The following is a 13,771-nucleotide window of genomic DNA, read 5'->3' on the forward strand; positions in this document are numbered from 1 at the left end:
GCTCCCACCAAAAGTACAGATACACCGTAGCAATCTTCATTTATAACAAACTGTCAACTCCACCTGATTCCCACTTATACACAATCTACGCCACCAACTTCTTCATTGCCCTATTCTTCACTCTACTCGTTACAGCGGCATCCCATAATTCCCTAAACTGACCAAGCCGTTCATATATCTACTCCTCAGTCGGATAATTCTATCATCTATTACAACCTTACTCTAATATTTCAAGCACTTTCCTGAAATCCATTAAACTTGGTTTGGTCAAAAAAACCGAAGCCAAATTCATCTCACCCCGGTTCTCTTTAAAAATAGTATTCATCTCTAACTATCACTTTGATTCATTACCTCCACTATTTGCCGAATCCTCGTTATTGCTCCAATCAAGTTCGCACTTATGCCTTATAACCTCTCGCTCCTCCTTCTTTAAATGCTTCAGTGAGTTCTCAAAAGAATATGGAAACTTGGCCCTAAGTTCCAATAGCTTCTCAATCTCACCCATAGCGATAGCTTCCTTAATTGCGGGTACCCACTTCCCTTGATTATCGCCCCAATTTTCTGCCATAAGCAGTTCATCAATCAACACGTGCTGTTTGGAACTGAATTTATTTGTTTTCCGTTCTCCGCTACTCGATTCCTGCTCTCTCATGACTCTCTCCCATCCAACTTAATTTTTCCAAAGCACACTTCCTCCGTATGTATAAGTTCTTCCTTGTGTCCTAATACTTCTATTATCATCGCAGCCCCCATTCTAAATCCGAGAATATACGCAGCAGCGGAAGAGACAGAAATCAGCATATCATTAAGATCCATGACTCCTTCAACCATAGTGAAGTCATCGGGAGTCAGCTTTTCTTTTAGGATTTGTAGAAGCTCTGATATTTGCTTGGAGTACAGTGCATATTTGGGATCATTAGAATGGCTTCGTTCACTTGGGCAGATTTTTCCGTAATACAAATCCTCCAATAGGCTCACCTGCCTCCCCTCCCTAATGTTCTTTTTAATCATCTTAGCGAATTTTTCGCTAAATTTCAATAGCGAATAATTCGCTAAGATATGCTTGCTTTGGAGGTGCTTAAAATGTATCAACGTATCCGAGATTTACGTGAAGATAAAGATTTAACTCAAACCCAAATGGCCGAATATTTGCAATGCAGCCAGCGGATATATAGCAATTATGAACGTGGTGATGTAGATATTCCCACGGCAATTCTAATCAAACTGGCGGAATTCCATCAGACGAGCACTGACTATTTGCTGAACAGGACGAACCAAAAAGCTTCTTATCCAAAAAGTTGAACTAAAATAATCAGTAGGTCTCGCAGTTCTCAAAGGAAGCTATTCGCTAAACACACAGGTGATCACATTGTACAAAAGAATCCGCGACTTACGCGAAGACAAAGATCTGACACAGCAACAAATGGCTGAGCTATTACATATCACACAAGCCACTTATTCCCGCTATGAGAATGGAAATTCGGATGTCCCGAGTGCCGTTTTAATTACTCTGGCCAATTTCCATAAAGTAAGCATCGACTATATTCTGGGTCAGACAGACAACCCCAAGCGTTATCCCGGCAAAAAAGAATAGTACGCAGCAAAAACAAGCTCCTGTGACAATCTACGGGAGCTTGTTTATCGGTTAACCAATAAGTATGTCAGCTTGATAGGACAATCCGAAAGTAGTAATTAAGTAGCCTATCCCACTGCTTCCTCCATCCTCCCCAGCATCCTCATGCCGAGAAAAACAAACCATGCAGCAAAAGCCAGTTGAGAAACAAATACCATAGCAGTTCCAACTATCCACGGATAGGCTCCGATAAGATCCAGTATCCCTACCACAAATCCAAAATAAGCTGCAGGCTTGCCGAGCACACTTTTTCTTATCACGAGACACAATATGATGGTTGCCATGCTCAGTATAATCGCTACAGAGTGCATGCCTCCATAGTATATGCTGATTACCAGCTTGTAGATATCAGGTGAGAGTTCAATATTAAAGACGGGATAGACCAAACGCCCCAAGATAATGACCAGTAAGATATTAACCGGTATGATAACAGCCAACAGACCGCATCCCAGCATTGTTTTGATCTTGTCCACCTTTACCAATATCCGGTACAATGCGACGGTTGAGGGTATTAATAATAATGTGGCAAAAAACAACAGTTCGTCTGCCATCGAGAGATTGAACCGCCATTCCTGCAGCCACGTCACCAGGACCACATCCGAGAGCGGAGGACTAGGCATAGGCAACATAAATAGATATTGGACAAAAAAGAGAATTCCCGAAAGGATCAATGTAATACCACCAAACTTAATAAGGCCGTATTTGGGTTCCATCATAATCCGCCTATTCTAATAATTTATCAATAGGATCATTACATGCTCAAGAGTTCGGTTTCATATTTTTCAAGCTTCTCCATTACACCGTCAACCCATTCCTGGTCATCCCACAATTTAGGATTATTAAGTTTTCTTACCGCTGGGTGACCTGTTGCCAACGTATCTACACCATCTTTATTTCCAAAGTACAAATCTACTATTATTAATGACTTGTTAACAGATTGAACTAACAGCTTGCAGCTCATCCCAGAACCCTGGTTTGAAAAGGGTAACTCTAAATAGTAAAGATTGTTATCCAGCCTCTTGAGCTCTGCTTTCTTAAACTCATTGTCCAGGCCGAATATTATACCATTACCACCTTTCGAATCCTGCAGTTGTTCTAACTCCAACATTTTATTAGTGAACTGAAGGAGATTTTTATTAGCGATGTAGTTTTTAAAAGATACGGTTTCCTGTTCTGCAACAGCTCCGGTATAAAGATTTATGAATGCTTTTCCGAAGGCCTCCATAAAGGTATAATCATCTTCACTAATCTGATCTGCTTGGATTGAAAACTCTTGATTAGCCAGATCACTTAATATCTTTACTGCTGATTTCTCTGACGATTCAACGGAAGCTTCTATTTTGGATATAGATTCTTTTGTTGGATGATATTCCTTCTGTGAACAACCCGCAAGGATCACAAATACCAATACAGCAATACCTAACGTAAATTTTTCCATAGCACCACCTTTTAATAAATCATACAGTTACCTCAGTCCACGAATTTCAAGACCCCTTACATTCCGGGAGGACCGCGGCGGTTTGTCCGCCATCAAAACATTCCTTACGTCAGTGGATTCTCTTCAAATCTATCCCATAATAATGGGTACATTTCTTCCAGGTCTTCTTCCTCCCAATCATTTTCAATCTCTGTTACTTCAAAATTGTAGCCTCGAGCTTCCAGCTCATTATAAAATTCAGTGTTTATATCATCGTTGTACTCGAACATACCGGTTTTTTGATAAATGTACGCGTCTGAAGCAACTGACAGCATCTCTTCCAGTTGAGGTGCAAAAACATCCTCTTGCAAATTTTCTTCAGATAAATATTCTGCTAGAAATTCAGGATTCTTTATTACCTGATTGAAAACTTCTTCTCCGCGGGAGATTAACCAACCTCTAAAGTAATCAAATCCATCATCTGAACATCCTCCCATTACGACAAACGCTGCCCCCCATAATGAAGATGTATAGGATTGATCCATCTTATTCCTAAATTCTATTTCGAATTGAAGGATCTCTTCTTTACTGGACTTTGTTAATTCTTTGGTTAACCATTCAATTTGTTCTTCACCATACTTTTTTGAGTTGTTTATCATTTCCCAGAATAAATCAGTCGTCATTGCAAAGACCCTCCGTTATTATGTTTTCTATTGGGATTACTTAATTTCATATTCATTTAATTTGGATTCAATATATTCCCAAGCACTATTTAGATCTTTAAACACCCATCCAATTTCTTCAATTGTTTTATTGCTTTCTAAGCCAACAATTAGAGTTCTAATAGCCTCTTCTGATCTGCGCCCTACAATTAATGCTACTGGAAACGGTGTGTCTAAATATTTTTCTTCTCCAACAAAAAAGATGCTTTCAATTCGATCCCCCCACTCATATGATAGATCGCTTAAGTCAATTATTAGTCCCCCAGGTTCCCAAGCTTCTAAAACGGCTTTACCAATTGCGCTCATATAAGTTGCATCCGAGTTCCCAGCTGATCCATATCCATAATCCCCGATAAATTTTAAAATCATGATTTCGAGATAATTTACTACTCTTGATGTGCCAGTATGTACTTCATATTGGATATCGCTCAGATCCTCTAGTTTCAATTGCTTTGTAAATATGTTCATACACTCCTCCAAATTAACTAAATGTGCATTTCGTCTAACTTTATATTCACGAAACTCAAGACAAATCATGTTTGTAACAGTCCTATCTAGGCATGTTTTAATTATACTATCAAATGGAAGAATATTATGATTTCAAAATACACTAGGATGTGTCTGAAAACTAAAAAACATGGTAAGATTTGAGAAAACGAATGGGGCGTCAAGCATGATTCAAAGACGGTACGAAATAAGCGATGAACAGTGGGAACAAATTAAGGGCATGTTTCCACCCTACAAAACAGGACGTCCGTCAAAATTAAGTGAAAGAACCATGTTTAACGCTTTTCTATGGATCGCTCGAAGTGGTGCTGCCTGGCGCGATCTACCGGAGGAACGCTATGGTTCATGGAAAACGACCTACAGTCGCTTCTGCAAGTGGCGAGATACCGGACTGCTTGTCGCGATCTTCCAAACTCTTCAGGTCGAACCTGACTTTGAAAACTTGAGCATTGATTCTACATCGGTCAAAGCCCATCAACATAGTGCCGGTGCTAAAAAAACGCCCCAGGACACGAAGTGAATCAGCACATCGGCGTCAGTCGTGGTGGAAAGACAACCAAACTTCATACCGTCGTCGATGGATTAGGAAACCCCCTCGCTTTTCTTCTGACGGGTGGTCAAGTCTACGATTCCGTTCCAGCGATTGATTTACTTCAGAAGCTTGATATTACAGGAAGTCATATTCTTGGCGACAAAGCTTATGGCTCAGAAGCGATTCGGAATTGGATTACAGCTAAGCAGGCATCCTACACCATCCCGCCTAAAACGAATAGTCAAAACCCATGGAAAGTTGATTGGTATCGCTACAAAGAACGCCACTTAGTGGAGTGCTTTTTCAATAAAATCAAACACTTTCGCCGTGTGGCTACTCGTTACGACAAGTTGGCCAAGTCATTCCTGGCTTTTGTATACGTAGCTGCCATTTTCAAATTGACTCAATGAAGAGTTTTCAGACACGATCTAGTAATCGTTAATCTCAGTAAGGGATAAAAAAGGCAACTTCAAATGAAGTTACCTTGAATAAACAATCGTTATGATGTCATTTCATCGTTTTTTGTTTATTGATCACACATTTACTGGCTGTTTAACTCCCCTGCCTCCTCATGATGAATAAGACATGCTGCTAGCAACCCAACGCACAGAATACATGCCAATAGAAGAAACGTAATTAAATAACTTGCATTATTCATCAATTGAAGCGAGATAATCGGACCGAAGCTTGTGCCTGTAAACAATATAAAAGTATATACGGATACAGCTATCCCGCGCATCTTGCCGCCCACTTGCCCAACAAGCGAAACAAGTGAAGGAACGGCTAGTGCGATCCCTCCCACAAAAAGGATGCTCATCACAATAAGAAGTGGCAGATTAGAAATCATCCCCATAGACGCCAAACCAATGATCGCTAGCAACAATCCACCGCGAAGCGTTCTACCTACGCCGACATGCTTGGATATTCTTCCCGCGAATGGAGAAACGAGCATGCCTAATATGCCGATAATACGGACAGAAAGAATTTCTTGCTTGCTTAGCTCATATGGAGCTGTACTTAGATAGTTACCCAGCACTGTATACATACTTACAAAAGACATAAGCAGAACGAATGCTACTAGATAACATAATACCAATTGTTTTTGAACAAACACTTTGCCAATTTGCTTAATAGGCTCCCAGATATTAGTGTGTGCCTGCTGGATACCGCCTTTGGGAAGGAAGAAGAACACTAATATGGCGGTCACCGCATAAACAACGGCAAGAATATAAAAAACAGCGTTCCAGCCATAATGCTCACTGAGTATACTACTAACCACTTGACCAACAATACCTGCAATCAGAAATCCTGTACTGATAAAACCAATGGTAGTTACCCGTTTTTCCGCTGGATACATCTCAACCGCATAGGCAAGTGCTACTGGAGAGAAGGTTGCTGCTGCTGCTCCCTGTAGTCCTCTTAATCCTAAAATCCATGCAAAGCTGTGAACGGTTCCCAGAATTAATGATATCAATGTCAGGAAAAGGAGCCCTGCAAATATAACAGTCTTCCGTCCGTATTTATCGGACAGCGCGCCATAGATTAAGCAACCAATGGCAAAGCCTATCGAAAAGGTGCTTCCCGCAGCGGCAGCATTCGTCGTAGAAATTTCAAAAAGCTGTGCAAACAATGTAATTAGCGGAATCGTTACGTATAGACTGGACATGACAACAAGGCCGGTCCAGAAAAGGATAATGGTCATAAGCTTATAATTTCTAGTTGTACCCGTTGCATTGATTGGATTGTTCATATTACACCTCAATTATAAAATTTGTTCGAAGTTAGATTTTGTTGGAAATTGCATCTCGTATAGTTCCTTGTATCGCCCATTTCGGCGGAGTAGGTTTTCATGATTTCCCAGCTCCACAATCTCTCCAGCAACTGGAGAATTGCCTTTTGACTAACAATTGTCATTACATAACTGCTGCTGAAGTTAAATATCCCCAGTAGCAATGCAGCTAGCAGGATAAGACCTCCCGTTTCTAGTAGCGCGTAATACCTTTTTTCAGGGATGATCTGGTCTATGATCTCTTTAGTTAACTGAGGGATCATAAATTCAAGAATGGAAATGGCTATCACTGTGACGGCACCAAGCATAAGCAAGACCCATTGCGTCCTTGTGTGCAAGAACATCTCCTTAAACATGATGCGCAGCGATATAAAATGCTGTTCACGACTCTGCTGCTGGTCCCCGGAATGCCGAGTTTGTTTCATTTTGAATCACATACCTTCATGTTGTAATATCCATCACGGTTATCAGATCATATCCATCTCTTATTTCATGTAATTAGATTATCTAACTATATGACCAAAAAAATTATCTACCCGATCCAAGTCGTTTTTCTAAGCTTGCATTTAGTTTAACCAGCACTTTTTGGAACACCGCTTGCTCCTCTTTATCTAATTCATCAACAAGGGATGCGCAAGTAGACCAGAACGTAGGCAATATTTGATTCACAAGCGTACTGCCTTCAGCGCTAATACGAACGTGAGTCATGCGACCATCCTTGGCATACGGTTCACGAACAATCAAATTTTTTTTCTCCAGCCATATTAACAAGGCCGTTACAGACGATCGACGAATCCCCAATCGGTCTGCTATGGATGAAGGTGTAACCAACTCCTGATCTGCGTGAAGGGATAATAGGAGTAATAGATCCAGCTTACTCTCCGTGATGTCAAAAGCAGCTAAATCAATATCCACCATGTCTAAAGTGTTATCTCCCAGCCAGAGCATAATTAGTCCCAGGTGCGCTGAATTTAGATTGGTATCGGATGAGGCTGTACGCTCCATCAACTTCAAATAAGGTGATGTTCCAAGTCTCGGTAATTGTTGCTCGGTCGTATATTCCTTGGCAGGCTTTCTTTTCAATTTGTATACCTCCTTACTCCTATAGTTAGATTATCTAATTACATTGAATATAACTGATTTCTTTTATTTTTGCAAATCAGATTTAGAAACAAAGGTAATCCTATAGGCAGAGTTACCTAACATCATGTATTCGAGAAATGTACAGAATTCCGAAAAACTAATTCTTGAATAATCTGGATCTGATACTTACCCTCTTCGATCTGTCAACTATGCGCAGGTAATGACAGGACAATATGAAAGAAAAACAATATCATAATATGCAGAGGGGGTGAGTATAAGCCACCCGTTTATGATATATTTGAAAAATAGTCTGAAAGAAGGCGCTCAACATGTCAAACCAGTTCGTTAGCTTTTCAAAATTCGTCTCAGAGGGCAGCCATTACGAGATTGGCACTAAGCTGGCTCATACACTTCGAAACAACCCGGAGCTTATGAGAATCAATATACAAGGTGATTGTATGGATAGTTTTTTATTAAAAAAGAAACAAATCCTTTTAGATGAATTTTGTCCCGGAGTAAACGAGGAAATCATTGGACTTTCAGACAGCTTAAAGATCCCACTGGGGAAATTGGCTGTATTTGCGGATGATGTAATAGAAGCTGGAGCATGCAGTCAATTCGCAGCTTTGCCAAGTATTACATCTGATGGGCACACTTTAATTGGCAGAAGTTATGAATTTTCAACTGAAGATGAGATGTGTTTGTGTGTAACAAGGGCAGACGGAAAACCTGCACATATAGGTTTTTCACTGCTATTGTTTGGGAGATTTGACGGAATAAATGAGCATGGCTTAACAGTAAGCATGTCATCTTGTGAATTTGGACAACGCCCTTTTGGTGAAGGACTTTGGTTCCCGTTTGTGCTGAGGTCTTTATTGGATAATTGCTCCTCTGTTGAGGATGCCATATATCTTTTGAAAAATATGCCTATACGAAGCAATGTAAACCTGCTGATTGCTGATACTTACGGAAATGCCACAATAGCTGAAACTGCCAGTTTCGGAGACGATAGAAAAATATCTTTTAGAAACAGTGAAGATTTCCTTGTCGCAACAAATCATTATGAGAGCAACGAAATGTTGCCTTATGATAATAACCGCAGAAGGCATTCTGTTATTCGATACAACACTATAAAAGATTATTTTTCAAAAAAGAAAGGATCTATTTCTGTAGAATCAATAAAGACAATACTGGAGGAAAAAGTGCCAAAGGGCGTATGTTGCCCATTTTATGAAGATTGTTTAGGAACCTTGCATTCAATGGTTTTTGACACGACGGAGATTAGCGTACAGGTGTGTTTTGGGGCAGCATCCCCGCAAAAATGGGAAAAAATCTCTTTTAATAGTCCATGTGAAAATTCTAAAATACAAGTCCCCATAAATAACGAGTTCCCCCAGAACCCCACAACCTTTTGGGAGCACTTAAATCCTGGAAGTATGGAGCAGAATCGTCTTCATCGGTAACCGTAGCCGCATATCACTTTCATGCAACCTGACGCCCTTCTGGCCGTATGAACTACAGTAAACTTGGCACATACGATACTCTAAAGGAGTGAAGCAAATGAAGAAATATGGCTTAAGTCTGCTGCTACTCATCTTGCTGGTTGTACCGGGTTGCGGGATTGCGGAAAAGGTAGGAGATAGCGTCAATTTCACCGCCGATACCGCTTCTTATATGCAAACTTTGACGGAGTTCGGACAAGAGATGGGAACCTGGGCCACGGATGCTGCCACAGACCCGCAGGCCAGGGGTGAATTAAAGGATAGGCTGCTTGCCCTCAAGGAACAGATCGTCCAATATGCCGGGCTTCAGGTTCCGGAATATGCGGCAGGCCTGCATCAATCTATTGTCGGATACAATGAAACACTGCAGCAAGGACTGGATCAGGCCATAACCAACCTGGAAGAAGGAAAAGCCGCCTTCGAATCGACAGGTATTCCCGAGACTATAAACCAAGTCAACGAGCTATTGAACCAGATCACCCAGCTCATCCCGCAGTAACAGCCTAAATAAGCGCTCAAAGTATGGGAAAACATACCTGGAGCGCTTTTTCTTTTGTCAGGCGCATCTAAGGAAGCACGTGAAAAAGAAGTGGCAGGTTTCTCCACTTCTCTCAAATTTTCACTTACGATGCTATTTCTGCTTTTTGTACACTAGTTACAATCTCTTGGCTGATAGGAATTACTGCCTTTTTATCTTCTTGCTCTTCAAAATTCCCATGTTTATCTAGCGTATAACAACTCTTGATCAGGTAGCCCTGTTGACAATTGGGACAATGACCAAACTTAAATCCATATTTAACATTAGTATCTGAAGCTCCACCCTCACAAAGCGCCTTTTGTTCAGTGATATATTTTGTTAATCCTTCACCGTTGTTATTTTGTATGTATAGATTGATTTCACTTAATACCGGCTCTATCATTTCATCATTTACGTCCAAAAGTTTATGTTCCTGTAAATACGCTTTGTTACATGAAGAACAATGTGTCTTACCACTTGTCACCAGCAATCCGGCACTTAACCCACCTATTAATAGGCCAAGACATTGTATGAGGAATTTGCTGATGTTTACCCACTTGTTGGGTTCAATATCTATTGCATTGCCTACATGTCCTCTTGAAAATATGCTTAAACTGCTATTATTAAATTTATAATCATAATAGTTCAATAGAGTTATAGGTTCATCTGATTCTCCAAACACAAAATTGCTTATATGCTCCCCCTCAAACTTATAATTAATTTCATTCGATGATGAGACATATGCCATTTGATATTCTCCATACATAAACCCGCTAAATGAAAGTAATATGAAAATAACCGATATTAAGTAGTTGTTTTTATTCGGCTTTAATCCCTGTCTCACCGTTTTAGAAAAATATCCGAAGGTGGCTATACCTCCGAGAATAATCCCCCCTACCGGAATAATGAATAACACAGAAAAGCTAAAAAAGTTAAAACCTAAGAGACTTAAGATAAGCAATTGCACAATTACTGATACTGCCGCTGTTATTACTCCCCAAACCCATTTCATAAATATTACTTCCTCCTCTTTCTGAATAAGATATATTTTAACATCTGATGCAAAATGCCCCAATAATAAAAATTACATCATTTTTCGACAGTTTAATCTTGTATTCCTGCCTATTCACCTGGCTTGGGCTTCCTGTTTATTCGCCCCTAGCAGTTTGACGAGTTTTTCCGATCCATGCTGGAGGGGCAGTACAGATGGCGGCTTATTTGGATGCCATTCATCAGGCGGATTTGCTGATGGGAGACCGGAAAGCGGCGGATGAATATGCGAGACCGCTCAAGGAAGGCAGCTTAAAATTATGCCATGATGCACCGCTTCAAAGTTGGTTGGCTTATCTTGAAAATGCGCTGGATCGAGGAGATTTCGAGGATGCGGCTGCCAGTGCTAATGCGCTTTATCGGCAGGGAAGCGGAATAGCTCTGACTATTTTGCGCGGAATTTGGAAGCTGCCGAGCGGCTTTTGCTCCAGCACAGCCAGAAATGATTCAGAACAGAGCCTTAATGCAGAGAAAGTCGGCAGGTTACCCGCATTCTCACTACAAAACGCAGATAGGGTTGTTACCGCGCTATGCGATAACAACCCATTTTCAACCAAGGAAATCAGTTGATGCAGTTATTTTTTAAACAAACACGTACTCACCAGCACCAACTTGAATCGTCTTTCCTTTTAATCCAGTGGAATCCGTTTCAAAAATGACCTGCTTGAATTGGTTCTCATCCCCTTGCACGAAATCAAAAGACTTATCTCCAATTTTAAGGGTGAAGGTGTTATTCACTTCTGACTGTGCAATTGGCAGTCCAAATAACGCTCCCCAATGTTCAGCGGCGGCTGCAGGATCTGAGACACGGAATACCGCCTTCACGATTTCCGCATGTCCCGCAGGATGGGATTGAATGACTCCGGATGCCGTTAACCGTTCCAATCGCTCTTCATCCGTCCCGTTCCATTGAATGATAAACGGATAGACCAGCCCTTGAAAGTCTCCATCAATGGTCATCATCCGCCACTCTATTAATCTGCCTTTATTATCCAGACGTTTACCATTGATTATAGGAGATAATGATAGACCTGCTGCCTTCAAGGAGGCAGCGATTTCTTCAATATCATTCGTCCGGATCACAACTCTGCTTAAGACTTCCTTCTCTGGAAGAAGGTTAACCGCATCCCTCACTACAACATTGTGCTCTGTTGCCTTCGCTAATTCCAGATTCTCGATGCCAAGAAACTCAAGATAGGTTAGCCCAAAGTAACTTAAGGCATTATAGGTTCCCCAATCCTTATGAGAACCTCCCTTGAAAGCAATCAAACCATGATCGCCGAAGATTTCAACCGGTTTATCCAGATCATTGACATAGTGTACTAAATGATCCCATTTCAGGATTGCCATTATTCCTTCACTCCCAGCTCAGTAGTACGCTTTACGGCTGCCAGAACACTTCTTTGCAGTCCGGCCGCGAAATCACTGTTGTTCAGCTCGTACAAGCCGTGAATGCCAACACCGCCAGGCGAATTATTAATATCAAGCAGTTGTCTTGGGTGCAGACCTGTCTGCTGCAGCATCACAACCGCTCCCATAACATTCTCCAGCGCTACCTTCCAAGCTTGCTCCCGTGGCAGTCCGGCGAGGACACCCGCATCCGCAAGAGATTCAATGAAATAATAGATATAGTTAGGTCCAGCTACACCGAACCCAGTGAAGATATCTATATATGACTCCTCCAGATATTGTACTTTGCCGAACCCGAGCAGGAACTTTTCAACTTGATCACGAGTGGCGTAGGCATTTAAAGCTACACCACTATAGCCGTAACCCGTATCGGTCAACGTATTGGGAATGACCCGAATGATTGGGCGTTCAGCTCCAAAATATTGTCCTAACTTCGCAATCGTTACCCCCGCCACAATCGATACAACTGCGGCAGCAGGTGAAGCGAATTGTTGCACAATTTGTCCGAGTGCAGTCAAATCATCCTGTGGACGAACTGCAACTACAATCAACTCTGCTGTTGAGAGGCCGTGCTCCTGCGAACTATCTGTATTTACGCTGTATTTTGTATTCAACAACTGAAGACGGGCTTCATTAATATCGGATACACTGATTTGTTCTGCAGACAGGGTATCATTGGCAATACTTGCGCGGATGATCGCTTCCGCCATCTGTCCTCCGCCAATAAAATGAATCTTTTGCTTGGTCACGTTCGTTCACTCCTTACTTAATTATTTTTCCATGCTTCAGGCAAAATGAAACCATCATATTTCTCGATTCCAAGGATATATTCTTCAAACTCTTTGGATTCATAGGCAGCCTTCAAGTCCTTGGCCCACTGCGAATTTTCATCCTTTTTGTTAACCGATACGATGATTCTGTGTTGCATTGGCGTGTTTTCAATCTTGAGTGCATCCGTAATCTTTCTGTCGGGTGAATTCGCAATATAATTACCGTTCACAACACCATAATCCACATCTTGAAGGGAAACCAGAATTTGCGCCGGGTCCAAAATTTTAATATCAATATTATACTTATCCGGCTCCATGCTGTTAATGTTGAAGTCTGCTACACCTGCTCCTTCTTTAATTTTGATCCAGCCCAATTCCTCCAGAATACGCAGTGCACGCTCCTGGTTAACCGGATCGTTGGGAACCGCCACCGTTGTACCATCTTTAACATCGTCAAGAGTAGTATGATTTACGGAATAAAGACCTTGTGGAGCGCCTGGCACATAAGCAATCCCTGTCATGTCTGCATTAATTTCTTTATTAATGGCTTCCATGTAGGCTGTGCTTTGGAATATGCTCGCGTCAATGGAGCCTTCCTTCATCGCCGGATTAACCTGCATGTTTTGCGAGAAGGTTTTAATATCAACGGTATAGCCTTGTTTCTCCAGGATTGGCAGAATCGATTGACGGAATTGTTCCTCATAGGTTCCGACACCGAAACCAACGGTAAGCTTCTTCTTATCTCCAGAGCTTTCTGCTTCCTTATTGCCGCAGGCTGTTAACACCGCCAGAACACCTATCAACATTACTAACATTAACTTTTTCATTACCTTCATCTC

19 protein-coding genes are annotated in these 13,771 nt (G+C 41.4%); 6 read left to right on the forward strand and 13 right to left on the reverse strand.

What is annotated here, in order from left to right; all coding sequences use genetic code 11:
* Positions 1–334: 334 nt before the first annotated feature.
* Together MHI45_RS04910 and MHI45_RS04915 are read right to left on the reverse strand one after the other, a co-directional pair.
* Complete coding sequence (locus MHI45_RS04910) at positions 335–652, reverse strand: hypothetical protein (protein ID WP_076114602.1); 318 nt, start codon at positions 650–652, stop codon at positions 335–337.
* Positions 649–978 carry a DUF6809 family protein gene (locus tag MHI45_RS04915; protein WP_083675976.1) on the reverse strand — a complete coding sequence of 110 codons (330 nt, stop codon included), beginning with the start codon at positions 976–978 and terminating at the stop codon, positions 649–651. Before MHI45_RS04915 ends, MHI45_RS04910 begins: the two co-directional genes overlap by 4 nt.
* A 105-nt stretch (positions 979–1,083) precedes the next feature.
* Between MHI45_RS04915 and MHI45_RS04920 the strand changes: the two genes are divergently transcribed.
* Both MHI45_RS04920 and MHI45_RS04925 read left to right on the forward strand, forming a co-directional pair.
* Complete coding sequence (locus tag MHI45_RS04920) at positions 1,084–1,302, forward strand: helix-turn-helix domain-containing protein (protein ID WP_038593724.1); 219 nt, start codon at positions 1,084–1,086, stop codon at positions 1,300–1,302.
* A 67-nt stretch (positions 1,303–1,369) separates the two neighbouring features.
* The gene (locus MHI45_RS04925) at positions 1,370–1,594 is read left to right on the forward strand and encodes a helix-turn-helix domain-containing protein (protein WP_076114603.1); all 225 of its coding nucleotides are present in this window, start codon (positions 1,370–1,372) and stop codon (positions 1,592–1,594) included.
* 107 nt (positions 1,595–1,701) lie between these two features.
* Here MHI45_RS04925 and MHI45_RS04930 read toward each other — a convergent pair whose 3' ends face one another.
* From MHI45_RS04930 to MHI45_RS04945, 4 genes are all read right to left on the reverse strand, one after another.
* Positions 1,702–2,349, reverse strand: a complete 648-nt coding sequence (locus MHI45_RS04930; protein WP_179091894.1) for a hypothetical protein — start codon at positions 2,347–2,349, stop codon at positions 1,702–1,704.
* 35 nt (positions 2,350–2,384) lie between these two features.
* The gene (locus MHI45_RS04935; protein WP_076114605.1) at positions 2,385–3,071 is read right to left on the reverse strand and encodes a hypothetical protein; all 687 of its coding nucleotides are present in this window, start codon (positions 3,069–3,071) and stop codon (positions 2,385–2,387) included.
* A gap of 104 nt (positions 3,072–3,175) precedes the next feature.
* Positions 3,176–3,733 (reverse strand): DUF4240 domain-containing protein, encoded by a 558-nt coding sequence (locus MHI45_RS04940; RefSeq protein WP_076114606.1) that lies wholly within the window; start codon positions 3,731–3,733, stop codon positions 3,176–3,178.
* A 36-nt stretch (positions 3,734–3,769) separates the two neighbouring features.
* The gene (locus MHI45_RS04945) at positions 3,770–4,240 is read right to left on the reverse strand and encodes a hypothetical protein (protein ID WP_076114607.1); all 471 of its coding nucleotides are present in this window, start codon (positions 4,238–4,240) and stop codon (positions 3,770–3,772) included.
* Positions 4,241–4,445: 205 nt separating this feature from the next.
* Here MHI45_RS04945 and MHI45_RS04950 point away from each other — a divergent pair.
* Positions 4,446–5,221, forward strand: a protein-coding gene (locus MHI45_RS04950) for an IS5 family transposase (protein WP_341118863.1) whose coding sequence is annotated in 2 segments (ribosomal slippage) — positions 4,446–4,773 and positions 4,773–5,221 — 777 coding nt in all. Because the reading frame shifts where the segments join, the coding sequence is not laid out codon by codon here.
* A gap of 131 nt (positions 5,222–5,352) precedes the next feature.
* Here the strand turns inward: MHI45_RS04950 and MHI45_RS04955 are convergent.
* The 3 genes from MHI45_RS04955 to MHI45_RS04965 form a co-directional block, all read right to left on the reverse strand.
* Positions 5,353–6,561, reverse strand: a complete 1,209-nt coding sequence (locus tag MHI45_RS04955) for an MFS transporter (RefSeq protein WP_076114508.1) — start codon at positions 6,559–6,561, stop codon at positions 5,353–5,355.
* 8 nt (positions 6,562–6,569) lie between these two features.
* The gene (locus tag MHI45_RS04960; protein WP_076114507.1) at positions 6,570–7,025 is read right to left on the reverse strand and encodes a hypothetical protein; all 456 of its coding nucleotides are present in this window, start codon (positions 7,023–7,025) and stop codon (positions 6,570–6,572) included.
* A gap of 103 nt (positions 7,026–7,128) precedes the next feature.
* On the reverse strand, positions 7,129–7,683 hold the full coding sequence (locus MHI45_RS04965) for a MarR family winged helix-turn-helix transcriptional regulator (protein ID WP_076114506.1): 555 nt from the start codon (positions 7,681–7,683) through the stop codon (positions 7,129–7,131).
* 329 nt (positions 7,684–8,012) lie between these two features.
* Here MHI45_RS04965 and MHI45_RS04970 point away from each other — a divergent pair, with 329 nt between their 5' ends.
* Together MHI45_RS04970 and MHI45_RS04975 are read left to right on the forward strand one after the other, a co-directional pair.
* Positions 8,013–9,146, forward strand: coding sequence for a C45 family autoproteolytic acyltransferase/hydolase (locus MHI45_RS04970; protein WP_076114505.1), 1,134 nt, complete (start codon positions 8,013–8,015; stop codon positions 9,144–9,146).
* A gap of 97 nt (positions 9,147–9,243) precedes the next feature.
* Complete coding sequence (locus MHI45_RS04975; protein WP_076114504.1) at positions 9,244–9,684, forward strand: DUF6376 family protein; 441 nt, start codon at positions 9,244–9,246, stop codon at positions 9,682–9,684.
* Between the two features lie 124 nt (positions 9,685–9,808).
* Here MHI45_RS04975 and MHI45_RS04980 read toward each other — a convergent pair whose 3' ends face one another.
* Complete coding sequence (locus MHI45_RS04980) at positions 9,809–10,714, reverse strand: hypothetical protein (protein WP_076114503.1); 906 nt, start codon at positions 10,712–10,714, stop codon at positions 9,809–9,811.
* A gap of 194 nt (positions 10,715–10,908) precedes the next feature.
* Here MHI45_RS04980 and MHI45_RS04985 point away from each other — a divergent pair, with 194 nt between their 5' ends.
* A complete protein-coding gene (locus tag MHI45_RS04985; RefSeq protein ID WP_076114502.1) occupies positions 10,909–11,322 on the forward strand; it encodes a hypothetical protein in 414 nt (137 codons plus the stop codon).
* Positions 11,323–11,334: 12 nt separating this feature from the next.
* Here MHI45_RS04985 and MHI45_RS04990 read toward each other — a convergent pair whose 3' ends face one another.
* From MHI45_RS04990 to MHI45_RS05000, 3 genes are read right to left on the reverse strand one after another with little or no spacing between them, the layout of a single operon-like run.
* Positions 11,335–12,102 (reverse strand): VOC family protein, encoded by a 768-nt coding sequence (locus MHI45_RS04990; protein WP_076114501.1) that lies wholly within the window; start codon positions 12,100–12,102, stop codon positions 11,335–11,337.
* The gene (gene proC, locus MHI45_RS04995; protein WP_038593797.1) at positions 12,102–12,911 is read right to left on the reverse strand and encodes a pyrroline-5-carboxylate reductase; all 810 of its coding nucleotides are present in this window, start codon (positions 12,909–12,911) and stop codon (positions 12,102–12,104) included. The genes MHI45_RS04990 and proC overlap by 1 nt, the downstream gene beginning before the upstream one ends.
* 17 nt (positions 12,912–12,928) lie before the next feature.
* On the reverse strand, positions 12,929–13,759 hold the full coding sequence (locus tag MHI45_RS05000; protein ID WP_038593800.1) for a MetQ/NlpA family ABC transporter substrate-binding protein: 831 nt from the start codon (positions 13,757–13,759) through the stop codon (positions 12,929–12,931).
* Positions 13,760–13,771: the final 12 nt, after the last annotated feature.

Source organism: Paenibacillus sp. FSL H3-0321 (assembly GCF_038002865.1).
GTDB lineage: Bacteria > Bacillota > Bacilli > Paenibacillales > Paenibacillaceae > Paenibacillus_AQ.

Coding starts and splice junctions, on each gene's coding strand:
- MHI45_RS04980 (WP_076114503.1), bottom strand. CDS start 10,714: ATGAAATGGGTTTGGGGAGTAATAACAGCGGCAGTATCAGTAATTGTG.
- MHI45_RS04985 (WP_076114502.1), top strand. CDS start 10,909: ATGGCGGCTTATTTGGATGCCATTCATCAGGCGGATTTGCTGATGGGA.
- MHI45_RS05000 (WP_038593800.1), bottom strand. CDS start 13,759: ATGAAAAAGTTAATGTTAGTAATGTTGATAGGTGTTCTGGCGGTGTTA.
- MHI45_RS04930 (WP_179091894.1), bottom strand. CDS start 2,349: ATGATGGAACCCAAATACGGCCTTATTAAGTTTGGTGGTATTACATTG.
- MHI45_RS04975 (WP_076114504.1), top strand. CDS start 9,244: ATGAAGAAATATGGCTTAAGTCTGCTGCTACTCATCTTGCTGGTTGTA.
- MHI45_RS04945 (WP_076114607.1), bottom strand. CDS start 4,240: ATGAACATATTTACAAAGCAATTGAAACTAGAGGATCTGAGCGATATC.
- MHI45_RS04970 (WP_076114505.1), top strand. CDS start 8,013: ATGTCAAACCAGTTCGTTAGCTTTTCAAAATTCGTCTCAGAGGGCAGC.
- MHI45_RS04910 (WP_076114602.1), bottom strand. CDS start 652: ATGAGAGAGCAGGAATCGAGTAGCGGAGAACGGAAAACAAATAAATTC.
- MHI45_RS04955 (WP_076114508.1), bottom strand. CDS start 6,561: ATGAACAATCCAATCAATGCAACGGGTACAACTAGAAATTATAAGCTT.
- MHI45_RS04960 (WP_076114507.1), bottom strand. CDS start 7,025: ATGAAACAAACTCGGCATTCCGGGGACCAGCAGCAGAGTCGTGAACAG.
- MHI45_RS04990 (WP_076114501.1), bottom strand. CDS start 12,102: ATGGCAATCCTGAAATGGGATCATTTAGTACACTATGTCAATGATCTG.
- MHI45_RS04940 (WP_076114606.1), bottom strand. CDS start 3,733: ATGACGACTGATTTATTCTGGGAAATGATAAACAACTCAAAAAAGTAT.
- MHI45_RS04935 (WP_076114605.1), bottom strand. CDS start 3,071: ATGGAAAAATTTACGTTAGGTATTGCTGTATTGGTATTTGTGATCCTT.
- MHI45_RS04920 (WP_038593724.1), top strand. CDS start 1,084: ATGTATCAACGTATCCGAGATTTACGTGAAGATAAAGATTTAACTCAA.